17 protein-coding genes are annotated in these 22,635 nt (G+C 64.3%); 13 read left to right on the plus strand and 4 right to left on the minus strand.

The genetic code is table 11. The annotated features are described in order from the left end of the window. Positions 1 to 3: 3 nt before the first annotated feature. From nuoL to MRY80_RS12280, 12 genes are all read left to right on the plus strand, one after another. Positions 4 to 2,052, plus strand: coding sequence for an NADH-quinone oxidoreductase subunit L (gene nuoL, locus MRY80_RS12225; protein ID WP_293291300.1), 2,049 nt, complete (start codon positions 4 to 6; stop codon positions 2,050 to 2,052). Continuing rightward, positions 2,052 to 3,572, plus strand: a complete 1,521-nt coding sequence (locus MRY80_RS12230) for an NADH-quinone oxidoreductase subunit M (RefSeq protein WP_293291301.1) — start codon at positions 2,052 to 2,054, stop codon at positions 3,570 to 3,572. The genes nuoL and MRY80_RS12230 overlap by 1 nt, the downstream gene beginning before the upstream one ends. An 18-nt stretch (positions 3,573 to 3,590) precedes the next feature. Continuing rightward, positions 3,591 to 5,036, plus strand: coding sequence for an NADH-quinone oxidoreductase subunit NuoN (gene nuoN / locus MRY80_RS12235; protein WP_293291302.1), 1,446 nt, complete (start codon positions 3,591 to 3,593; stop codon positions 5,034 to 5,036). A gap of 22 nt (positions 5,037 to 5,058) precedes the next feature. Continuing rightward, on the plus strand, positions 5,059 to 5,841 hold the full coding sequence (locus MRY80_RS12240) for a biotin--[acetyl-CoA-carboxylase] ligase (protein ID WP_293291303.1): 783 nt from the start codon (positions 5,059 to 5,061) through the stop codon (positions 5,839 to 5,841). Between the two features lie 23 nt (positions 5,842 to 5,864). Next, positions 5,865 to 7,535, plus strand: coding sequence for a ribonuclease J (locus MRY80_RS12245; RefSeq protein ID WP_293291304.1), 1,671 nt, complete (start codon positions 5,865 to 5,867; stop codon positions 7,533 to 7,535). A 9-nt stretch (positions 7,536 to 7,544) separates the two neighbouring features. Further along, a complete protein-coding gene (gene mce / locus MRY80_RS12250; protein ID WP_293291305.1) occupies positions 7,545 to 7,949 on the plus strand; it encodes a methylmalonyl-CoA epimerase in 405 nt (134 codons plus the stop codon). 9 nt (positions 7,950 to 7,958) lie between these two features. Then, entirely contained in the window at positions 7,959 to 8,228 is a 270-nt protein-coding gene (locus MRY80_RS12255) for a DUF1467 family protein (protein ID WP_293291306.1), read from the plus strand. A gap of 378 nt (positions 8,229 to 8,606) precedes the next feature. Further along, on the plus strand, positions 8,607 to 9,935 hold the full coding sequence (proS, locus tag MRY80_RS12260) for a proline--tRNA ligase (RefSeq protein WP_293291307.1): 1,329 nt from the start codon (positions 8,607 to 8,609) through the stop codon (positions 9,933 to 9,935). Positions 9,936 to 9,938: 3 nt separating this feature from the next. Next, positions 9,939 to 11,249 (plus strand): lipoprotein-releasing ABC transporter permease subunit, encoded by a 1,311-nt coding sequence (locus tag MRY80_RS12265; RefSeq protein ID WP_293291308.1) that lies wholly within the window; start codon positions 9,939 to 9,941, stop codon positions 11,247 to 11,249. Next, complete coding sequence (locus MRY80_RS12270; protein ID WP_293291309.1) at positions 11,249 to 11,941, plus strand: ABC transporter ATP-binding protein; 693 nt, start codon at positions 11,249 to 11,251, stop codon at positions 11,939 to 11,941. The genes MRY80_RS12265 and MRY80_RS12270 overlap by 1 nt, the downstream gene beginning before the upstream one ends. Positions 11,942 to 12,293: 352 nt before the next feature. Continuing rightward, positions 12,294 to 15,803 carry a DNA polymerase III subunit alpha gene (gene dnaE, locus MRY80_RS12275; RefSeq protein WP_293291413.1) on the plus strand — a complete coding sequence of 1,170 codons (3,510 nt, stop codon included), beginning with the start codon at positions 12,294 to 12,296 and terminating at the stop codon, positions 15,801 to 15,803. Between the two features lie 63 nt (positions 15,804 to 15,866). Further along, entirely contained in the window at positions 15,867 to 16,322 is a 456-nt protein-coding gene (locus MRY80_RS12280; protein WP_293291310.1) for a hypothetical protein, read from the plus strand. Between the two features lie 39 nt (positions 16,323 to 16,361). On the opposite strand, the gene MRY80_RS12285 is transcribed toward MRY80_RS12280, so the two are convergent. From MRY80_RS12285 to MRY80_RS12300, 4 genes are all read right to left on the minus strand, one after another. Beyond that, positions 16,362 to 16,841, minus strand: coding sequence for a DUF2269 domain-containing protein (locus tag MRY80_RS12285; RefSeq protein WP_293291311.1), 480 nt, complete (start codon positions 16,839 to 16,841; stop codon positions 16,362 to 16,364). Then, complete coding sequence (locus tag MRY80_RS12290; RefSeq protein ID WP_293291312.1) at positions 16,841 to 18,169, minus strand: SDR family oxidoreductase; 1,329 nt, start codon at positions 18,167 to 18,169, stop codon at positions 16,841 to 16,843. The genes MRY80_RS12285 and MRY80_RS12290 overlap by 1 nt, the downstream gene beginning before the upstream one ends. Before the next feature lie 74 nt (positions 18,170 to 18,243). Then, the gene (gene rsgA, locus MRY80_RS12295; protein WP_293291313.1) at positions 18,244 to 19,299 is read right to left on the minus strand and encodes a ribosome small subunit-dependent GTPase A; all 1,056 of its coding nucleotides are present in this window, start codon (positions 19,297 to 19,299) and stop codon (positions 18,244 to 18,246) included. A 328-nt stretch (positions 19,300 to 19,627) separates the two neighbouring features. Further along, positions 19,628 to 20,359 (minus strand): NYN domain-containing protein, encoded by a 732-nt coding sequence (locus MRY80_RS12300; protein ID WP_293291314.1) that lies wholly within the window; start codon positions 20,357 to 20,359, stop codon positions 19,628 to 19,630. Between the two features lie 312 nt (positions 20,360 to 20,671). Between MRY80_RS12300 and MRY80_RS12305 the strand changes: the two genes are divergently transcribed. Further along, positions 20,672 to 22,621 (plus strand): EAL domain-containing protein, encoded by a 1,950-nt coding sequence (locus MRY80_RS12305; RefSeq protein WP_293291315.1) that lies wholly within the window; start codon positions 20,672 to 20,674, stop codon positions 22,619 to 22,621. The last annotated feature ends 14 nt before the right edge of the window (positions 22,622 to 22,635 follow it).

A 22,635-nucleotide genomic window follows, 5' to 3' on the forward strand; every position in this document is an offset into this window, starting at 1 on the left:
ACCATGTATCACGCCATTGTCTTCCTGCCCCTGATCGGCGCGCTGATCGCCGGCCTCTTCGGCCGCTCGATCGGCGCCAAGGCCAGCGAATACATCACGTCGGGCATCATGGTGCTCGTCGCGGTCCTGTCCTGGATCGCCTTCGGCATCTTCGCCTTTTCCGACGAGCCGACCATCACCATCGAGGTGCTGCGCTGGATCCAGACCGGAACGCTCGACATTTCCTGGGCCTTCCGCATCGACACGCTGACGGCGGTGATGCTGGTCGTGGTCAACACGGTCTCCTCGCTCGTGCATGTCTACTCGATCGGCTACATGCATCACGATCCGGACCGTCCGCGCTTCTTCTCCTACCTGTCGCTGTTCACCTTCGCGATGCTGATGCTGGTGACTTCCGACAACCTGGTTCAGATGTTCTTCGGCTGGGAAGGCGTCGGTCTCGCCTCCTATCTGCTGATCGGCTTCTGGTACAAGAAGCCGTCGGCATGCGCCGCGGCGATGAAGGCCTTCATCGTCAACCGCGTCGGCGACTTCGGTTTCGCGCTCGGCATCTTCGGCGTCTTCGTGCTGTTCGGCTCGGTCAATTTCGAGACGATCTTCGCCAATGCAGCTTCCTACCTGCCGACCGGCGACGCGCATGGCGCGGCCGAGGCGGCCACGGAAGCGATGCACGCCGCCGACACCGAGACCGTTCTCAATTTCCTCGGCTACCATCTCGACAAGGCGCATGCGCTGACCATCGTCTGCCTGCTCTTGTTCATGGGCGCGATGGGCAAGTCGGCGCAGTTCTTGCTGCACACCTGGTTGCCGGACGCGATGGAAGGCCCGACGCCGGTCTCCGCGCTCATCCACGCCGCGACCATGGTCACGGCCGGCGTCTTCATGGTGGCGCGCATGTCGCCTCTGTTCGAACTGAGCGCGACCGCCCTGACCGTGGTCACCGTGGTCGGCGCGATCACCGCCTTCTTCGCTGCGACCGTCGGCCTCGTGCAGAACGACATCAAGCGCGTCATCGCCTATTCGACCTGTTCGCAGCTCGGCTACATGTTCGTCGCGCTCGGCGTCGGCGCCTACGGGGCGGGCGTGTTCCATCTCTTCACCCACGCCTTCTTCAAGGCGCTGCTGTTCCTCGGTGCCGGTTCGGTCATCCACGCCGTCTCCGACGAGCAGGACATGCGCCGGATGGGCGGGCTGCGCTCGCACATTCCCATGACCTACTGGATGATGGTCATCGGCACGCTGGCGCTGACCGGCGTCGGCCTGCCGGGCACGATCATCGGCACGGCCGGCTTCTTCTCCAAGGACGCCATCATCGAGAGCGCCTATGTGGGGCACAATCCGGCCGCCGGGTTCGCCTTCGGCCTGCTGGTGATCGCCGCGCTGTTCACCTCCTTCTATTCCTGGCGCCTGATCTTCATGACCTTCCACGGCAAGCCGCGCGCGTCTGCCGACGTGATGCACCATGTGCATGAATCGCCGCCGGTGATGCTGATCCCGCTCTACGTGCTCGCCGCGGGCGCTCTGCTGGCCGGCTTCGTGTTCCACGATTTCTTCATCGGGCACGCCGCCGAGGGGCATCACGAGGGCTGGTACAACGAGTTCTGGCGCACCGCGCTGTTCGCAGGCGAGGGCAACCACATTCTCGAGGAATTCCACCATGTGCCCTGGGCGGTCAAACTCAGCCCGTTCATCGTCATGGTGCTCGGCGTGATCACCGCCTGGTACATGTATATCCGCTCGCCGCAGACGCCGAAGACGCTGGCTGCGCAGCATGAGGGGCTCTACAAGTTCCTCCTCAACAAGTGGTATTTCGACGAGCTTTACGACTTCCTGTTCGTCAAGCCGGCGATGCGCCTCGGCCGCTTCCTGTGGAAGCGGGGCGACGGCTGGCTGATCGACGGGTTCGGCCCGGACGGCGTCGCCGCCCGGGTGCGTGAGGTCACAGGCCGCGTGGTGCGGCTGCAGACCGGATATCTCTATCATTATGCGTTCGCGATGCTGATCGGCGTTGCCGCGCTTGTCACGTGGATGATGCTCGGGGGCAGCGTCTGATGGCCGGTATGCCGATCCTTTCACTGGTTACGTTCCTGCCGCTCGTCGGCGTGCTGATCATCCTGTTCATCAACGACGACAGCGATCTGGCGCGGCGCAACATCCGCATGGTTGCGCTGTTGACGACGGCCTTCACCTTCCTGATCTCGCTTCTGATCTGGATCGGCTTCGACACCGCCGATCCGGGCTTCCAGTTCGTCGAGAAGGTCGATTGGCTGGACAGCGGCATTTCCTACCACATGGGCGTCGACGGCATTTCGATGCTGTTCGTGATCCTGACGACTTTCCTGATGCCGCTGTGCATCCTGGCAAGCTGGGAAGCGGTGCAGAAGCGCGTCAAGGCCTACATGATCGCGTTCCTGATCCTGGAAACGCTGATGGTCGGCGTGTTCTGCGCGCTCGACATCGTGCTGTTCTACGTCTTCTTCGAAGGCGGCCTGATCCCGATGTTCATCATCATCGGCGTGTGGGGCGGCAAGCGCCGGGTCTACGCCTCGTTCAAGTTCTTCCTCTACACGCTGCTCGGCTCGGTGCTGATGCTGATCGCGATCATGGCGATGTACTGGGACGCGGGAACGACCTCGATCCCGGGTCTGCTCGAGCATGACTTCCCTGTCTCGATGCAGACATGGCTGTGGGTCGCCTTCTTCGCCTCCTTCGCCGTGAAGATGCCGATGTGGCCGGTGCACACCTGGCTGCCCGACGCGCACGTGGAAGCGCCGACGGCGGGTTCCGTGATCCTGGCGGGCATCCTCCTGAAGCTCGGCGGCTACGGCCTGATCCGCTTCTCGCTGTCGATGTTCCCCGTCGCCTCGGCCGAACTCTCCGGCTTCGTCTTCACCCTGTCGGTGATCGCCATCGTCTACACGTCGCTGGTCGCGCTGATGCAGGAAGACATCAAGAAGCTGATCGCCTATTCCTCCGTCGCCCACATGGGTTACGTCACAATGGGCATCTTCGCCGCCAACCACCAAGGCCTGGACGGCGCCATCTTCCAGATGCTGTCGCACGGTCTTGTCTCGGGCGCGCTCTTCTTGTGCGTCGGCGTCGTCTACGACCGCATGCATACCCGCGAGATCTCGGCCTATGGCGGACTGGTCAACATCATGCCGCGCTACGCTGTGGCGTTCATGGTCTTCACCATGGCCAATGTGGGCCTGCCGGGCACGTCCGGCTTCGTCGGCGAGTTCCTGACGCTGATGGGCATCTTCCAGGCCAACACCTGGTTTGCCGTCGTCGCGACGCTCGGCGTGATCCTGTCGGCGGCCTACGCGCTGTGGCTCTACCGCCGCGTGATCTTCGGCGTATTGGAAAAGGAAAGCCTGAAGGCCATGCTCGACCTGTCCGGGCGCGAGAAGGTGATCCTTTATCCGCTGATCGTGCTCACCATTTTCTTCGGTGTCTATCCGGCGCCGGTCTTCGATGTCACCACCGCGTCCGTGGACGCGCTCCTGTCCGACTATTCCGCAGCGTTGGAGGCGGCACGCGCCGTCGCCGATGTCGCGATGGCGGCTCACTGATCCGGGGAGCAGAGAACGATGTCCGCCGAATTGCTGTCTGAGAGCCTGACGCTCGCACTTCCCGAAGTGATCCTCGCCGTGGGTGCGATGATCCTGCTGATGATCGGCGTGTTCGCGCCGGCCGGGCGCGCCAACTCCACCGTCACCGGCCTTGCCGTCGCGATCCTGATCGGCGTGCTGGGCTGGATGCTGCTGATGAGCGGGCAGGGCGAGGCCTTCAACGGGGCCTTCGTGCAGGACGGTTTCTCCGCCTTCATGAAGACGCTGACCCTCATCGGCTCCATCGTGGCGCTGGCCATGTCGGCCGGTTTCGCGCGCGCCGAGAAGTTCGACCGGTTCGAATTCCCGATCCTGATCGTGCTGGCGACGCTTGGCATGATGCTGATGATCTCGGCCAACAGCCTGCTGACCCTCTATATGGGCCTCGAATTGCAGTCGCTGGCGCTCTATGTCGTCGCGGCCATCAATCGCGACAGCGTGCGTTCGACCGAGGCGGGCCTGAAATATTTCGTCCTGGGCGCCCTGTCGTCGGGCATGATGCTCTACGGCATTTCGCTGGTCTACGGCTTCACCGGCCATATCGGCTTCGACCAGATCGCGGCCGCGCTGACCGGCGCGGAGCGGTCCGTCGGCGTGCTGTTTGGCCTCGTCTTCCTGATCACGGGTCTCGCCTTCAAGATCTCCGCCGTGCCGTTCCACATGTGGACGCCCGACGTCTACGAGGGCGCGCCGACGCCGGTGACGGCCTTCTTCGCCGCCGCGCCGAAAATGGCCGCCATGGCGATGTTCGTGCGGGTCGTCATCGACGGTTTCGGGCCTGTGACTTCGGAGTGGCAGCAGATCGTCGTCTTCATCGCGATCGCCTCGATGATCCTCGGCGCCTTCGCTGCCATCGGCCAGCGCAACATCAAGCGACTGATGGCCTATTCGTCGATTGGCCACATGGGCTATGCGCTTGTCGGCCTGTCGGCGGGCACGCTCGTCGGCGTGAAGGGCGTGATCATCTACATGACGATCTATCTCGCCATGACGCTCGGCACTTTCGCCTTCATCCTGGCCATGCGCCGCAAGGACGAGGGCAATGTCGAGAACATCGAGGATCTGGCCGGCCTGTCCGCGACCAATCCGGTGATGGCGACGATCCTGACGATCCTGATGTTCTCGCTGGCGGGCATCCCGCCGCTCGCGGGCTTCTGGGCCAAGTGGTACGTCTTCCTCGCCGCTGTCGAAGCCGGTCTCTATCCGCTCGCCATCATCGGCGTGCTCGCCTCGGTCGTCGGCGCGTTCTACTATCTGCGCATCATCAAGATCATGTGGTTCGACGAGCCTGCCGGCGGGTTCGTTCCGGCAGCCGGCGAATTGCGGCTCGTGATGGGCGTGTCGGGCCTGTTCGTGCTCGGCTATGTGCTGATCGGCGGGCCGATCGCCGCAACGGCCGAAGCCGCCGCGCGGGCGCTGTTCTGATCGCCGGGGCCGGACCCCTCGCGTGACGGGATCACCGATAGACGGCCTGGCGCACTGGCGCCGGCTCGACCTCATGGCCGTCGGCTCGACCAATGCCGAGGCGGTAGCGATCGCCGAAAAGGGCGATCCCGGTCGCCTTTGGGTGACCGCCGCAGAACAGACGGCCGGTCGCGGTCGTCGAGGGCGCGAATGGTCGTCTCCGCCCGGCAATCTCTACGCTTCCGCGCTGATCGTCGATCCCGCGCCCGTCGCGCGTCTGGGTACGCTGCCGCTGGTCATCGCCGTCGCGGTGCGTGAGGCGATCGCGGCCTGCGGACTGCCGGAGGGGACGTCGCTGCAGATCAAGTGGCCCAACGACATCCTCCTCAACGGCGCGAAATGCTGCGGCCTTCTGCTTGAGAGCCGTTTTCTGTCCGACGGGCGCATGGCGGTCGTCATCGGGTGCGGCGTCAATGTCGTTTCTTATCCCGACCCCGGCATCTACAAGGCGACAGCGCTGAACCGGGAGGGCGTCGGCGCGACCCCCGACATCCTATTTCTGCAACTCGCGCGGGCGCTCGATCGCGCGCTGGCGCTGTGGGACGGCGGGCGAGGCGTCGCCGCCATCCGCGACGAATGGCTGCACCACGCCAAGGGGCTGGGTGAACCGATCGTGGTCAACCTTGCAACGGAACGGGTCGAGGGCCTATTTGAAGGCATAGACTCCGAGGGGACATTGCTGCTCCGCACCGACGACGGGACGATCCGGCCCATATCGGCCGGCGATCTTTTCTTTGGCATTGGCGGAGGCGGCGCAGGGCGCTGACGCCAACAACAACAAGAACGAATATGGACGAACTGGTATTTGTGCCGCTTGGCGGCGTCGGCGAAATCGGCATGAACCTGGCGATGTACGGCTTCGGTCCCGCGGACAATCGCGAGTGGATCGTGGTCGATTGCGGCGTGACCTTTCCCGGACCGGATCTGCCCGGCGTGGACCTGGTGCTGCCGGATACGCGGTTTCTGGAATCGGAGCGCCACAATGTCCGCGCGATGGTGATCACCCATGCGCATGAGGACCATTACGGCGCCTTGCTCGCGCTCTACCCTCGCATCTCGCCGGAGGGATCGCTTCCCGTCCATGCGACCGCGTTCACGGCAGGGTTGCTGGAGGCCAAGGCCCAATCCGAGCCGGGTGCGTCGAAGATCGACGTGACGGTGTTCACGCCGGGCGAGACGCTGCGTGCCGGACCGTTCGAAATCGACACGGTGACCGTGACCCATTCGATCCCCGAACCGGTGTCGCTGGTCATCCGCACGCCGCTCGGCGCCGTGCTGCATACCGGCGACTGGAAGGACGACGACGAGCCGTCGCTCGGACCGAAGACGGACCGCAACGCCTTCCAGACCTATGGCGACAAGGGCGTCTTGGCGCTGATCTGCGATTCGACCAATGCCATGCGCGAGGGCGTTTCGCCGTCGGAGCGCGAAGTCGGCGAGGGCCTGCGCAAGGTCATCGAGGCGGCCGAGGGGCGGGTGGCCGTCACCACCTTCTCGTCCAATGTCGGCCGGATACGCTCGATCGCCGAAGCGGCGCGCGATTGCGGACGCGAAGTGCTGCTGCTCGGCCGTTCGATCAAGCGTGTCGTCGATGTCGCGCGCGAGCTTGGCTACATGGAGGGTCTGCCGCCGTTTCTCGCCGAAGAAGACTTCGCGCATATTCCGCGTTCGAAGGTGGTGATCATCCTGACCGGTTCGCAGGGCGAGCCACGCGCCGCGCTGGCGAAACTGTCGCGTGACGAGATGCGCGACGTGGCGCTGACGGCCGGCGACACGGTCGTTTATTCGTCGCGCATGATCCCCGGCAACGAGAAGGCGGTGCTGGAGACGCAGAACCGGCTGATCGACATGGGTATCGAGATCATCGAGGACAGGGATGCGCTCGTGCACGTCTCCGGCCATCCGCGCCGCAACGAATTGCGCGCGATGTATGAATGGACCCGGCCGGCCATCGGCGTGCCGGTGCATGGCGAGGCGGCGCATCTGACCGCGCATGCGAAATTGATGCGCGAATGCGGCATCCGCGACGTGGTGCCAGCGCGCAATGGCGACGTCGTGCGCCTGGCGCCGGGCGATCCGGAGATCGTGGACGATGTGCCGCATGGCCAGATCTACAAGGATGGCCGATTGATCGGCGACGAGGAGGAACTCGGCGTCATCGATCGTCGGCGGCTGTCGTTCGCCGGCCATGTCGCGGTCTCGATCGTGCTGAACAAGCGCCACGAGCTGATCGCCGATCCGGAGATCGTCGCGATCGGCGTGCCGCAGACCGACGCCACAGGCGAGGACATGGAAGACCTGATGTACGACGCGGCAGTGGAAGCCGTGGAGAGCATTCCGCGGGCGCGTCGCCGCGATCTCGATCTCGTGGAGCGTGCGGTGCATGGCGCGGTGCGTGCCGTCGGCCGCAATGCCTGGGGCAAGAAACCGATCGTCACCGTGCTCGTGTCGAGCGCCTAGGAGGCCGTCATGCTTGGACGTTTGAACCATGTCGCCATCGCCGTTCCGGACATCGAGGCGGCGGCGCGCAAATACCGCAACGTGCTCGGCGCCGACGTGTCGGAGCCGCAGGCCTTGCCCGAACACGGCGTCACGGTCGTCTTCGTGGAACTGGACAACACCAAGACGGAACTGCTCGAACCGCTGGGCGAGAATTCGCCGATCGCCGCGTTCCTTGCCAAGAACCCGTCCGGGGGCATCCATCACATGTGCTACGAGGTGGGCGACATCATCGCCGCGCGCGACACGCTGAAAGGCGAGGGCGTGCGCGTTCTCGGCGACGGGGAGCCGCGAACCGGCGCGCATGGCAAGCCGGTGCTCTTCCTTCACCCGAAGGATTTCGACGGCACGCTCATCGAACTTGAACAGGCATAGGCGCTTCTCGTGAACTGGATTTCCGCAGTCGCGATCTATTTCATCATCTGGTGGGTGGTTCTGTTCATGATCCTGCCCGTCGGCGTGCGCAGCCAGGTCGAGGAGAACGACGTCACGCTGGGCACGGAACACGGCGCGCCGGTCAAGCCGGCGCTCGGCAAGAAGATGGCACTGACCACCGTGGTGGCGGGCATCATCTTCGGCGTGTTCTACTTGGCCACCGTGGTCATGGGCTACGGCATCGACGACCTGCCGCGGATCGTGCCGAAATATCAGTGAGCTGAGCTGAAAAAAATTAAGTGGCAGGGCTTGCACCCTGCCACTCAGAACCGGCCTGATTTTCATCCATCGGTTACCCGACGTCGCAGCTCGTCATCCGAGCGCGGAAAATCTGATCCTCCCAAGACTTTGGCCGCGTTCACGGCCCCTGCGGGCGAACCCGGTCAGGACCGGCGTCTTAACTAGCAACGCTTGGGCCGCTTGTCATCGAAAAAATGCAAGTTATCCGCGCAGAGGGGCCGCCAGCGCCGGTAATTGGGGCGGTGGCGGCGCGCCGAGCCGTTTCCTTTGCGCGCGATCCCCTTTATGAACACTGCCGTCAGGCCGGAATTACGCCTGATTCTCATCGTAGCCGTAGCCCGTTTGCTGGAAACCGTCATGCGTTTGTCGCGTTATTTTCTGCCCCTTCTCAAAGAAAATCCCAAGGAAGCCGAGATCGTTTCGCATCGGCTGATGCTGCGCGCCGGCATGATCCGCCAGCAGGCTGCGGGCATCTATTCCATGCTGCCACTGGGCAAGAAGGTTCTCGACAAGGTCTGCGGCATCATTCGCGAGGAGCAGAACCGCTCGGGTGCGATCGAGATCCTCATGCCGACCGTGCAGCCGGCCGATCTGTGGCGGGAAAGCGGTCGCTATGACGACTACGGCAAGGAGATGCTGCGTATCGTCGACCGGCACGAGCGCGACATGCTCTACGGTCCGACCAACGAGGAGATGGTCACCGACATCTTCCGCTCCTACGTGAAGTCCTACAAGGACCTGCCGCTCAATCTCTACCACATCCAGTGGAAGTTCCGCGACGAGGTGCGGCCGCGCTTCGGCGTCATGCGCGGGCGCGAATTCCTGATGAAGGACGCCTATTCGTTCGACCTGGATTACGAAGGCGCGCGGGCGGCCTATAACCGCATGTTCGTTGCCTATCTGCGCACCTTCGAGCGCTGCGGACTGAAGTCGATCCCGATGCGCGCCGACACCGGCCCGATCGGCGGCGACCTGAGCCACGAGTTCATCGTGCTCGCCGACACCGGCGAATCCGAGGTGTTCTGCCACAAGGACTATCTCGACATGCCCGTGCCCGGCGCGGATGTCGATTTCGCGGACGACGCCGCGCTTGCCGCGATCGTCAAGGATTGGACGACGCCCTACGCCGCGACCGACGAAATGCACGACGAGGCGGAATGGGAGAAGACGCCCGACACCGAACGCCTGTCGGCGCGCGGCATCGAGGTGGGCCACATCTTCCATTTCGGCACGAAGTATTCCGAGCCGATGGGCGCGACCGTCACCGGTCCGGACGGAAAGCTGCACAGCGTCTCGATGGGCTCCTACGGCATCGGGCCGACCCGCCTGATCGCCGCGATCATAGAAGCGTCGCATGACGACAACGGCATCATCTGGCCGGAGAGTGTCGCGCCCTTCGGTGCGGCCATCGTCAACATGAAGCCGGGCGATGCCGGCTGCGACGGCGTCGCCGACCGCCTGTATGACGCGCTGGTCAAGGCCGGCGTCGATCCGCTGCTCGACGACACTGACGAACGCGCCGGCGCCAAGTTCGCCGCCATGGACCTGATAGGTCTGCCCTGGCAGGTGGTGGTCGGCCCGCGCGGCGTCGGGTCCGGTGTGGTCGAGGTGAAGAATCGCAAATCCGGAGAACGCACGGAAATGACGCCCGAGGCCGCCGTCAACATGATCGCCGGGAAAGCCTGACGCGTGGTGGCTGCGACCGAAACCGAGACGCCACCAGCGAACGACCGGCGCGACGGCTCCGCCAGGCCGTTCTCCGCCTTCGAGCGGCTGGTGGCGTGGCGCTATCTGAAGCCGCGCCGCAAGGAAGCCTCGGTTTCCATCGTGACGATCATCTCGCTGGTCGGGGTGACGCTCGGCGTCGCCGCGCTGATCATCGTCATGGCGGTGATGAACGGTTTTCGCGCCGAACTGCTCGACCGCATTCTCGGCCTGAACGGCCATCTCGTCATCTCGCCGATCGAGCGCTCGCTAGATGATTACGAGGCGGTGGCGGGGCGCGTGGCCAAGCTTCCCGGCGTCGAGATGGTCATGCCGATCGTCGAAGGGCAGGCGCTGGCGACGGGCAATGTCGGCGCCGGCGCGGGCGTGCTCGTGCGCGGTGTCCGCGGCGAGGATTTCGTCGAACTCAAGTCGATTTCCGGCAACATCAAGGAAGGCTCGGTCGAGGCCTATCTGACCGGCGACGGCGTCGCCATCGGGTCGCGCATGGCGCTCGACTTGGGGCTCGTGATCGGCGACCGCATCAAGGTCATCTCTCCGGAAGGCGACGTCACGCCGTTCGGCACGACGCCAAGGGTGAAATCCTATCCCGTGCGGGCGATCTTCGAGATGGGCATGTCGGAATATGACCGCTCGATCATCTTCATGCCGCTGGAGGAAGCGCAGCTCTATTTCAACCAGGAGGGGGAAGCGCAGGTCATCGAGGTCTTCGTCGACGATCCCGACGCGGTCGATGCCTTCCAGGTGGCGATCGAGAAAGCCGCCGAACGGCCGATCTTCGTGAGCGACTGGCGGCAACGCAACCAGGCGTTCTTCTCCGCGCTGATCATCGAGCGCAACGCCATGTTCCTGATCCTGTCGATCGTCGTGCTGGTGGCGTCGCTCAACATCATCTCCAGCCTGATCATGATGGTCAAGGAGAAGGCGAGGGGCGTGGCGATCCTGCGCACCATGGGGGCGACGCAGGCTTCTGTCATGCGCATCTTCATCATGGCGGGCATTGGGGTCGGCTTCGTCGGCACGGCCGCAGGCTTCCTGCTCGGTCTGCTGATCTGCCTGAACATCCGCTCGATCCAGCGGCTGATGAACTGGATGGCGGGCGCCGACGTCTGGGATCCGACGATCCGGTTCCTGAGCGAGATCCCGGCGCGCATCAATCCCTACGAGACCTTCGCCGTGGTCGTGCTGTCGCTCAGCCTTTCCCTTCTGGCCGCGATCCTCCCGGCGTGGCGGGCCGCCAAGCTCGACCCGGTCGAGGCGCTGAGGTACGAGTGATGGCATCCGGCAAGACCGTTCTGCGCCTCGAAGGCGTGCATCGCGCCTATTCGGAAGGCGATCATGTCCTCGAGATCTTGAAAGGCGCGGATTTCGAACTGCGGACCGGCGAAATGGTCGCGCTCGTCGCGCCGTCGGGTGCGGGCAAGTCCACACTTCTGCATCTCGCCGGCCTGCTGGAACGACCGGATTCGGGCGAGGTCTATATCGACGGTGCCGCCTGCGGCACACTGAGCGACGCCAACCGCACCGCGCGCCGCCGCAACGATGTCGGCTTCGTCTATCAGTTCCATCACCTGCTGCCGGAATTCTCGGCGCTGGAAAACGTGATGATCCCGCAGATGATCAAGGGCTTGCCCCGCAGCGAGGCGGCGGAGCGGGCAGGGCAGTTGCTGGACTATCTGCGCATCGGTCCGCGGGCCGAACATCGCCCGGCCGAACTCTCCGGCGGCGAGCAGCAGCGGGTCGCCATCGCGCGCGCCGTCGCCAATGCGCCGCTCGTCCTGCTTGCCGACGAACCGACCGGCAATCTCGATCCCGAAACGTCAGGCTACGTCTTCGACGCGCTTGCCGCGCTGGCGCGTCAGTCCGGCCTGTCGGCCCTTGTGGCGACGCATAACCACGACCTTGCGAAACGCATGGACCGGGTGGTCACTTTGCATGACGGGCTGATCGCGCCGCATATCGGCTGAAGGCTGATTCACCAATCATTAACCGCAGTTTTCCTGCTCGCTCGGGCAGGAATATTTTCACTTGAAATGAGAACAAAATGCAAACATAAATGAGACAGAAGCAAAACAAGGAGTACGAGCCATGACGACCTTCATTCGCGACATCGCCTCTTTCGTTTCCGTCGCCGCTTTCATCGCCACTTTTTCCGTCTGCATCAACGCGCTCTGAGGACGGCTTTCCACAGCCGCGTCGCTCGTTGTTCCTCGGCGAGGCTGGACCCGGCCTTCGCGCCTTTCCATAGTGCCTGAGAGGCGACTCGAAATGCGGGTCGCAATCACCCGACACGGCGCGTAGCCGGAAGGCAGGATGGACATGGGCGAAGTGGACGCAGGCAAGCCGCAGGGAGAATCGGTGCTGGTCTCGCCGCGCTTCGTGCATCTGAGAGTCCACTCGGCCTATTCCCTGCTCGAAGGGGCGCTGCCCCTGAAGAAGATCATCGGTTTTGCGGATGCCAACCGCATGCCGGCCATCGGGATCGCCGACACCGGCAACCTCTTCGGCGCGCTGGAATTCGCGCAGAAGGCCTCGGGCGACGGCATCCAGCCGATCGTGGGATGCCAGCTCGATCTGGCCTTCGCCGGCGAACTGGCGACGCCGCGGTCCGGAAACGCCAAGACGGTGTCGATCCGGCAGCCGGAGCCGGTCGTGCTGATCGCGGCAACCGAGACGGGCTATGCCAATCTGGTCGAGCTCGTCTCCAAATCCTATCTCGACACCGACGAGAATGCGCGTTCGCAGCTGCGCCTCGATTGGCTGGCGGAGTTCTCCGATGGCGTCATCTGCCTGACTGGCGGGCCGCTGGGTCCGGTCGGTCGCATGATTTCCGATGGCCACCAGCCGCTTGCCGAACAGCGCCTGCTGGCGCTGAAGGCCATCTATGGCGACCGGCTCTATTACGAATTGCAGCGCCACAAGGGTTATGACCGTGCGGTGGAACATGCAGGCGTTGAACTCGCCTATGCCCACGACATCCCGCTGGTCGCGACGAACGAGGCCTTCTTCCTCAAGCCGGACGATTTCGAGGCGCATGACGCGCTGATCGCCATCGCCGAAGGAACACTCCTGTCGATCGACGATCGGCGCCATCTGACGCCGGATCACTGGCTGAAGCCGGAAGCCGAGATGGTGGAACTCTTCGCTGACCTTCCGGAGGCCACGAAGAACACGGTGGAGATCGCGCGGCGTTGCTCCTACTTCCCCGAGACGCGCAAGCCGATCCTGCCGCGCTTCGCCGCCGATGCGAAGGGCGTCGGGCATGACGAGGCGGTGGCCGCCGAGGCAGCCGAGTTGCGTCGCCAGGCGCAAGAAGGTCTCGACAAGCGGCTGGCCGAACAGGGCATGAGCGAGGGCTACGAGCGCGGCGACTACGACAAACGCCTGGAATATGAGCTCGGTATCATCGAAAAGATGCAGTTTCCGGGCTACTTCCTGATCGTCTCGGACTTCATCAAATGGGCGAAGGCGCATGACATTCCGGTCGGGCCTGGGCGTGGTTCGGGCGCGGGCTCGCTGGTCGCCTGGGCGCTGACGATCACGGATGTCGATCCGCTGCGCTTTTCGCTTCTGTTCGAGCGCTTCCTCAACCCGGACCGCGTTTCGATGCCGGACTTCGACATCGACTTCTGCCAGGATCGCCGCGAAGAGGTGATCCGCTACGTGCAGGTGCGCTACGGGCGCGACCAGGTCGGCCAGATCATCACCTTCGGAACGCTCCAGGCGCGCGCGGTGTTGCGCGATGTCGGGCGCGTCCTTGAAATGCCCTACGGCCAGGTCGACCGGCTCTGCAAGCTGGTGCCGAACAATCCGGCCAATCCGACGCCGCTCGGCAAGGCGATCGAGGGCGAGCCGAAATTCGAGGAGGAGAAGGTAAAGGAGCCGATCGTCGGGCAGTTGCTCGACATGGCGCTGAAGCTCGAAGGCCTTTACCGCCATGCCTCGACGCACGCCGCCGGCATCGTCATCGGCGACCGGCCGCTGTCGCATCTGGTGCCGATGTACCGAGACCCGCGATCCGACATGCCGGTCACCCAGTTCAATATGAAATGGGTCGAGCAGGCGGGGCTGGTGAAGTTCGACTTCCTCGGCCTGAAGACGCTGACGGTGTTGAAGATGGCGGTCAACCTGATCGCGCGGCGGGGCGTGGAGATCGATCTTTCCAATCTGCCGCTGGATGACGCGCCGACCTACGAGATGATGTCGCGGGGCGAGGTCGTCGGCGTGTTCCAGGTGGAATCGGCGGGCATGCGCAAGGCGCTGATCGGCATGAAGCCGGACCGCATCGAGGACATCATCGCGCTTGTGGCGCTCTATCGCCCGGGTCCGATGGAGAACATCCCGACCTACAACGCCCGCAAGCATGGTGAGGAGGAGATCGCCTCCATCCATCCGAAGATCGACCACCTGGTGAAGGAGACGCAGGGCGTCATCGTCTACCAGGAGCAGGTGATGCAGATCGCGCAGGAGCTGGCCGGCTACACGCTCGGACAGGCCGACCTTCTGCGCCGCGCCATGGGCAAGAAGATCCGCGCGGAGATGGAGAAGCAGCGCGGCATCTTCGTCGAGGGCGCGACCGAGCGCGGTGTCTCCAAACAGCAGGCCGACTTCATCTTCGACCTTCTGGCGAAGTTCGCCGACTACGGCTTCAACAAGTCGCACGCGGCGGCCTACGCGATCGTCTCCTATCAGACCGCCTATCTGAAGGCGCATTATCCGGTGGAGTTCCTGGCCGCGTCGATGACCTACGACATGGCCAATTCAGACAAGCTGAACGATTTCCGCCGCGACGCGATGCGTCTCGGAATCGAGGTCAGGCCGCCGTCGGTGCAGACCTCCTACCGGATCTTCGAGGTCGGCGAGAACACAATCTTCTACGCGCTGGCCGCCATCAAGGGCGTCGGCGAAGCCGCGGTCGATCATATCGTGGAGAAGCGCGGCGACACGCCGTTCCGCGACATCGAGGATTTCGCCGGCCGGATCGACACGCGCATCGTCAACCGCCGCACGCTGGAAGGTCTGATCGCCGCCGGTGCGCTCGACTGTTTCGGCCATGACCGTGCGGCGCTCGTCGCTGGCCTCGACCGGATCATGGGTCTTTCCCAGCGCGCCGTGGAACAGAAGGAAAGCGGGCAGGGCGACATTTTCGGCGCGCTGTCGGCCGTCGAGCCCGAGCGCCTGCATCTGCCGCATGCCGATCCGTGGACGACGTCCGACAAGCTGATGCGCGAATTCCAGGCGCTCGGCTTTTACTTCTCCGCCCATCCACTGGATGAATACGCGACCGTCTTGGAGAAGATGCGGGTGCAGCAATATGCCGATTTCGCGCTTGCCGTGAAACGCGGCGCGACGGCCGGCCGCCTGGCCGGAACCGTCGCCTCCAAGCAGATCCGGCGCACGCGCATGGGCAACAAGATGGGCATCTTTGTCCTGTCGGACGCGACCGGGCAGTTCGAGGTCGTGATGTTCTCCGAGATGCTGCTGGCCTTCGAGGACCTGCTGGAGCCGGGCAATTCGGTCGTGCTGACCGTTGGCGCGGAAAACCGCGAGGAAGGCATCAGCCTGCGCGCCAACACGGTGCAGCGGCTGGACGACGAGGCGCACCGGCAAAACCACGCGCTGCGCATCTATCTGCGCGACCAGAAGCCCATCAAGAGCATCGCCGCGCATCTGAAGAAGAAGGGCGACAGCCCGGTCTCGCTGATCGTCATCAAGGGCGAAGGCGGCGGCGAGGTGGAGATCGCCTTGCCGGAAACCTACCAGGTGTCCCCGCCGCTCGCCGGTGCGGTGAAGGCGATCCCTGGCGTGGTGGATGTGGAGCTTGTCTAGTAAAGTCCATACGATACGGGAATAGTTGTCGTCCTATTTCTGAATCGGACTATAGGTGAATTGATGGGCATCTATATACCATTTGAGGACTATTCTGCGCTCCTCTTCAAGGGCAACGGAACGGGCTTGTCTTTGTCTCTCGTAGCGGCGGCTAACGTCATACCGAAGCAAGATTTCAGCTTTTCAATGGTTCCTAGCATTGTCTATTTTGCTGGTGTCTTGGCGGCGTTTGTCGTCCATTTCATCGCGCTATCTATCAATTCTGACATCGAAGCTAGAAAGCGTCGCAAGATGGCGATGGATGGAATTGTCGAGGTTCAATCTTCGCCTCATTTTACGCCTGACTTGCAGACCTTGGTGGATCGCACGCTTGAGCAAATCGAGGGTGTTGATCGGCGGTTGTTGAAGCCGGAGGCGACTGCCGCGATGCAAAGCATCTCTGCATTGTGCTATTTGATCTCAGTTGTTTGTTTCGCTGCGGCAACTGCAATTGCAATCGCGATTTTGGCGGCGGCATAGTGTTGCGTACCCCTCCGGGTCTGCGGGTGTCGAACTTGTCTAGAAAAGGCTGATCGAAGGTCGGGCCAGCATCAGCCAGACGATGGCAAGAACCGCGGCGAAGGCGGGAAAGCCGAAGGCGAACCAGATGCGGTAGAGGCGGTGGAAGCGGTCGGGCAGGGCGGTGCCTCGTGCGTCCGCGGCGCGGGCCAGGTCACGCAGCCGGATCTGGATCCAGACGACGGGCAGCCAGAACAGGCCGATGACGCCATAGAGGATCAGCGACAGCGCGACCCAGCCTTCCGTCAACGGCCAGCCGATCGTGCGGGCGAGGAGATAGCCGGTGATCGGCTGGACGATCACGGCCGTGGCGGTGAACAGCGTGTCGGCGATCACGACGGTGGATGCGACATGGGCGATCAGCGCCGGCTTTGCGGTGCGCACGGCGACAACCATGAAGAAGGCGATACCCGCGCCGGTGCCGAGCAGCACGCAGGCGCCGATGACATGAAGCCAGCGCAGGATGAGTTCGATGTCCATCAGCGCTCCTGCAGCATCGCGGATGTGACGAGGGCGAGGACGATGATCGGCACGATCTTGACCAGCGAACCCAGCGGATCGGCCCAGAGCCACGGCGTGAAAAGGCTCGCGGCTGCGAGGTAGACCAGGCTGACGCCGGCCATGGCGAGGCAGGCGCGGGCCGCGTAGCGGCGGATCAGGATCAGCATCGCGAGCGCGATATCGACCGCCGACCAGAACAGCACGGACGCGCGCGCCAGCCCGTCCGGCCAGCCGCCCGCCGTCAACACGCCGGATGCGGCATCGACACGCAGGAAACCGACAACGCCCGACACGGCCCAGAGGATAAAGAGGGCGGCGACCGCAAAGGGCATGGCGAGCGCCATGCGCGCGGCGATCCGGTCCTCGGAGCGCGCGGGCATGGACGCCAGCGTCTGTTCGAAGGAGGAGACGGCGCGACCGGTCAGCGCGCGCCACCGCGCCGGCTCGCCGTCGACACCGTCCTGCATCACGGCTATGGCGGTGCTGCGCAGGGGCGAGCGCCAGCCGAGGAGGCCGAGAGCATCCGCGCCGCTGCTCACCAATCTCGTGACTGCCGGCGGCATCGTGATCTGCAGCCGTGCGGGGGCGAAGCCCAGCCACTTCCGCATGCCGGCGACGATGGCGGAGAGCGTGTGCGGGCGTTCCTCGACGAGGTCGATCGTCTCGCCCGTCCCAAGTTCCCCCGTGGCTGCTTTCTCCACGGCAAGTGCCAGATCGGAAAGCGATACGGTGCGCAGCAGCGTGTCGGGAAGCGCGATCGGCTGAACAGCGGGGAAGGCGGCGAGCATGCGCAACAGCGTGGTGCCACCATAGGCGGTGGGAGCGAGGACAAGGCCGGGGCGCAGGATCGTGAAATCGCCGCCCGCGGCGCGGATCGCGGCATCGCCCGCAGCCTTGGTGCGGAAGAAGGAAGTCGACGCCTGGTCGGACACTCCCGCGGCCGAAATCTGCACGAGCCGCACGCTTTTCTGCCGGCAGGCTTCGGCCAGTGCTGCCACCGCGTCTGCATGGATCGCCTGCAACTGGTCGCGCGGGCCGTCCTGCAGCGCTCCGGCGCAATTGACCACGGTGTCATGGCCCTCGACGACGGGCAGCCAATCGGCCGCAGCGAGCAACGTCGCCATGTCGCGGATGATCCAGCGTGTGTGCGGTAGAACGCGCCGGGCGGTGGCATCGCTGCGGCCAAGCCCGCTGACGTGATGGCCGGCGGCGCGCAGATGTCGCGCGACGCCGGAGCCGATGAGGCCGTAGGCCCCAAGGACGAGAACGCGCCGCGGTTCGGCCGGTCCGGATGCTGGCGCGTTCACTGTCTTCGGTTCGCTCCGTGGATCGAGTCGCCGGAGCATAGCCAAGCCGCCCCGCGGATGCGAGACGGCGACGGCTATCCGCCTTTTTTCGCTGTCTTTTCCTTCATGACGGTCTTCACCATCTTGCCGAAGGCCTTGTCGCGCGCGCGACGCTCGGCGAGGCTGGCGGAGTTGTAGGCTTCCTCGGCCGCCAGTTTTTTCCAGCGGCGCACACGATCGGGATCGAGCGTGCCGTCGGCGATGGCGGCATTGACGGCGCAGCCCGGCTCGTCCTCGTGGCGGCAATCACGGAAACGGCAGCCGCCGGCGATCTCGACGACGTCGGAGAACACCTCGTCGATGCCGGCGTGCACGTCGACAAGCTGGATTTCGCGCATGCCGGGCGTGTCGATGAGCCAGCCGCCCGAGGCGAGCCTGTGCAGCATGCGCCCTGTTGTCGTGTGCCGGCCCTTGGCGTCGTCCTCGCGGATACCGCCGGTCGCGATCTCGTCCGAGCCCGCCAGCGTGTTGATCAGCGTGGACTTTCCGACGCCGGAGGAGCCGACCAGCGCGACGGTCTCGCCCTTGCCGCACCATGCGGCGAGGCGCGCGACGCTGGCCGGATCGCGCGCGTCCACGATCTCGACGAAGAGGCCGGGGGCGAGGCCGGCGGCCTCTCGCTCGAAGTCTTCCGGCGTGTCGGTGAGATCGGCCTTGGTGAGGACGACGACCGGCATGACGCCGGCTTCACGTGCCAGCGCCAGATACCGCTCCAGCCGGGCGACGTTGAAATCCTGGTTGCAGGAGGTGACGATGAAGAGCGTGTCGACATTGGCCGCGATCAGCTGCAGCTTGCGGCCGGTGCCGGCGGCGCGACGCTTGAACAGGCTCTTCCTGTCCAGAAGATGCCGGGCACGCAGCGTCTCGGGTTCCAGCAGCAGCCAGTCGCCGACGGTCGCCGCGCCTTCCTCGTCGTCGGACGAAAAGGGCGGGATGGCGGCGTCGATGCCGACGCCCGCAATGTGCAGGCCGCTGCGATGCACGGCGGTCACGCGCGCGGCGGTGAAGGTGCCGAAATCGTCGGCGTCGAGTTGCGATGTGAAATGCGAGTTCCAGCCGTAATCGGCCAGTTGGGAAGGGTTGATTGTCATTGGTCCAAAACCGGTTGGCGCTTCCCGGGCACGGGAAGACGCCGCAAAACAGTCCAGTCGCGCCGCCCCGGAACGTGTGTTCCGCACGGTCGCGCCTGCATGAATGCAGCCGGTAAAGGAGGTGTCAGGTCATCCTTGGCCATGCGGGCGTCGCCGCATCAGCCGAAGGGACCGACTAGTCTCTCCGCCCGGCCTGCCGGGTTGCGAGCACAATCATAAAAAACCTTCCCTCCAATTCGTTCAGACGAAATTTGCCGGATCCTGTCCGACACAGCCCTCATGTAGGACGCGCCGCCGCGGCGCGCAATATGGCCGCGTCGCGATCGGCTCAACCTTTCTTGCGGCCGGCCGCGCCTTTCCGGCGAATTCGGATCGTCCCGCCTTCGGGGTGATCGATCTCGAAGGCGCCAGTCTTGCGGACAAGGTCGGACAGCTTGCCGGAGCCGAAGGTGCGTGGATCGAAGTCGGAGGCGAGGTTGGACAATTGCTTGCCGAGCACGCCGAGCGACACCCAGGCATCTTCCTCGATCTCGAGCTGTTCGAGCGCCTTGTTGATCAACGGCGTCGCCTTGGAGGGGGGCTGGTGCTTCGGCGCCTTGTCCGGCGAGGGGCCGGTCTCCGGAAGCAGGTTTTCGGTGTAGATGAAGCGCCGGCATGCCTGTCGGAAGCTTTCCGGCGTCTTCTTCTCGCCGAAGCCGTAAACGTCGATTCCCTGTTCGCGGATCCGCGACGCCAGACGGGTGAAATCGCTGTCGGAGGAGACCAGGCAGAAGCCGTCGAACCGGCCGGAATGGAGGAGGTCCATCGCGTCGATGACCAGCGTGATGTCGGAGGCGTTCTTGCCGGTCGTATAGGCGAATTGCTGTTGCGGCACGATGGCGTGGCTGAGCAGGATCTCGTTCCAGCCCTTCATGCGGGAACTTGAGAAATCGCCATAGATGCGCCGAACGCTGGCTTCGCCGATCTTCGCGATCTCCTCGAACAGGCCGTCGGCGATTCGCGCGGAGGTGTTGTCGGCGTCGATCAGGACGGCGAGGCGGGGGGAGCGGTCTTCGGCCATGCTGATATGTCCTCCGTTAGTGTGTCGGGCGCATCATAACCGGGCGCGCGACACTGTCGATGCGGGAGGTCGTCCGAACGCGTTTTCGGACGGGATTCTCATAATATGATTTATCTTGTGTACACCTATTACCGTTAGGTTAGCCCCGTCTCTAGGGAGCAATGCGTGCTTAAAGTTCTGTCCTGTCTGGCAACCGAGCATAATCCTGTGTTCACGTTGCTGGCCGCGCTGGTGTGTGTCAGCGGTGTTTTCCTCACATTTCGACTGTTGGCCCGGGGGAGGCGCGCAGAGGCTGCGCAAAGCATCCTCTGGTTGACGCTCGCCGGGATCATCGGCGGAGCGACGGCCTGGTCGACGCATTTCGTCGCGATGCTGGGTTACCAGACGACCCTGCTGATCGGCTATAACGCCGTGCTCACCGTCGCGTCGCTGGCGCTTGTCGTCGTGACGACTTCGATCGGCTTCTACATCGCTGCCTATTGCCGGGTGTCGTGGCGCGCGGAGGCCGGCGGCGCGGTCATCGGCGCCGGCATCGCCCTCATGCACTATGTCGGGCTGCACGCGCTGGAGGTGCAGGGCGATTTCGTGTGGGAATGGGGTTATGTCATTGCCTCCTTTGCGTTCGCCATCCTGTTCTCCGCGCTCGCTTTGAACCAGGCGACCCGGCCGACCACCTACATGTTCCGCTACAGCGGCAAGCTTGCTTTCGTGCTCGGCATCGTCGCGCTGCACTTCACCGGCATGACCGCGCTGACGATCGTGCCGCACGCGCTCGTCATGCCGTCGACGACAGTTCTTTCGCCCAGCCTGCTCGCGGGCGGCGTGATCGCGGTTATGCTGATCCTCGGCCTGGTGGCGATGATCACCTACATGATCGACCTGCAGAACGCCCGCCACGCCGGCGAGCGCTATCGCCATCTGGCGCTGCACGATCCGTTGACGGGCGTCGAAAACCGGGCCGGCCTGGAAGAGCATATCGAGACGCTGATGACCGCCTATTCGGGCGACACGGCACGCATCGCGGTCGTCGCGATCGACCTCAACCGGTTCAAGGAAATCAACGACGTGCACGGCCACGCGGCCGGCGACCAGGTGTTGCGGGTCTTCGCGGCGCGCGCGAGCGAGGCGCTCCGGGACGGCGAGTTCCTGTCGCGCTTCGGCGGCGACGAGTTCGTCGCTGTGAAGCATCCGGTCTATTCGCGGCGCGATGCAGCAGCGTTTGCCGCGAGATTGCTGGCGGTCGCCCAGCGCGGCATCGAGTGGAAGGACACGACCCTGTCGGTCTCCGGAAGCGCGGGATACGCGCTCTATCCGGAAGACGCGCGATCGCCCGCCGGGCTGATCGAATACGCCGACATCGCCATGTATCACGCCAAGTCGCATGGCGAGGTCAATGCGGTCGCCTACGATCCGAGCCTGGCCGCGGCGAACCGCGAGCGCAGCGTGATCGCCATGGACCTGTCCGGCGCGGTGGAGCGTGGCGAGTTCGAGCTCTATTACCAGCCGCAGAACGACGTCGCGACGCGGGAGGTGCTGGGCTACGAGGCGCTCATCCGCTGGCATCATCCGACGCTCGGCATGGTGTCGCCCGCCGTGTTCATTCCGGTGGCCGAGGAGACGGGCCAGATCACCCATATCGGCGCCTGGGCGCTGCTCGACGCCTGTCGCGAGGCTGCGTCCTGGGAGAAGCCGCTGACGGTCGCGGTCAATGTCGCGGCGGCGCAGCTTGCCTCCGAAGAATTCGTCCGGCTGGTGCGCGAGATCCTTCTGGAAACCGGCCTTGAGCCGCATCGCCTCGAACTGGAGATGACCGAGAGCGGCATCATCGGCGACGTGCCCCATGCGCTGCACATGGTTCGCCAGTTGAAGAAGCTCGGCGTGCGCATCGCGATGGACGATTTCGGAACCGGCTATTCGTCGCTCGCGACATTGCAGAATTTCCCCTTCGACAAGATCAAGATCGACCGGGAGTTCATCGGCAATCTGGGCAGCAACCAGCACTCCGCGGCCATCATCAAGGCGGCGGTCATCCTCGGGGCGAGCCTGGACAAGACGGTGGTGGCGGAAGGCGTGGAAAGCGAGGAGCACATGACGTTCCTCGAAGAGGTCGGCTGCAACACCGTTCAGGGCTACCTGTTCGGCAAGCCGCAACCGGTCAGCGCCATCCTGCGCCCGCAGAAGCCGGCTGAAGCCGATCCGGGCCTCCAGCTCAAGAGCTTCGCCGAGGCCTTGCCGGCCGAGCAACTGTCCGCAGCCTCCTGACCTCGCCTCCGGCG

The sequence above is a fragment of the Oricola sp. genome (assembly GCF_022763245.1).
Classification (GTDB): Bacteria; Pseudomonadota; Alphaproteobacteria; order Rhizobiales; family Rhizobiaceae; genus Oricola.

Excerpts from the sequence above, each read along its gene's own strand:
- dnaE (WP_293291413.1), top strand. The coding sequence starts at position 12,294 with ATGGGCGAAGTGGACGCAGGCAAGCCGCAGGGAGAATCGGTGCTGGTC.
- MRY80_RS12280 (WP_293291310.1), top strand. The coding sequence starts at position 15,867 with ATGGGCATCTATATACCATTTGAGGACTATTCTGCGCTCCTCTTCAAG.
- MRY80_RS12230 (WP_293291301.1), top strand. The coding sequence starts at position 2,052 with ATGGCCGGTATGCCGATCCTTTCACTGGTTACGTTCCTGCCGCTCGTC.
- nuoN (WP_293291302.1), top strand. The coding sequence starts at position 3,591 with ATGTCCGCCGAATTGCTGTCTGAGAGCCTGACGCTCGCACTTCCCGAA.
- MRY80_RS12285 (WP_293291311.1), bottom strand. The coding sequence starts at position 16,841 with ATGGACATCGAACTCATCCTGCGCTGGCTTCATGTCATCGGCGCCTGC.
- nuoL (WP_293291300.1), top strand. The coding sequence starts at position 4 with ATGTATCACGCCATTGTCTTCCTGCCCCTGATCGGCGCGCTGATCGCC.
- rsgA (WP_293291313.1), bottom strand. The coding sequence starts at position 19,299 with ATGACAATCAACCCTTCCCAACTGGCCGATTACGGCTGGAACTCGCAT.
- MRY80_RS12300 (WP_293291314.1), bottom strand. The coding sequence starts at position 20,359 with ATGGCCGAAGACCGCTCCCCCCGCCTCGCCGTCCTGATCGACGCCGAC.
- proS (WP_293291307.1), top strand. The coding sequence starts at position 8,607 with ATGCGTTTGTCGCGTTATTTTCTGCCCCTTCTCAAAGAAAATCCCAAG.
- MRY80_RS12270 (WP_293291309.1), top strand. The coding sequence starts at position 11,249 with ATGGCATCCGGCAAGACCGTTCTGCGCCTCGAAGGCGTGCATCGCGCC.
- MRY80_RS12245 (WP_293291304.1), top strand. The coding sequence starts at position 5,865 with ATGGACGAACTGGTATTTGTGCCGCTTGGCGGCGTCGGCGAAATCGGC.
- mce (WP_293291305.1), top strand. The coding sequence starts at position 7,545 with ATGCTTGGACGTTTGAACCATGTCGCCATCGCCGTTCCGGACATCGAG.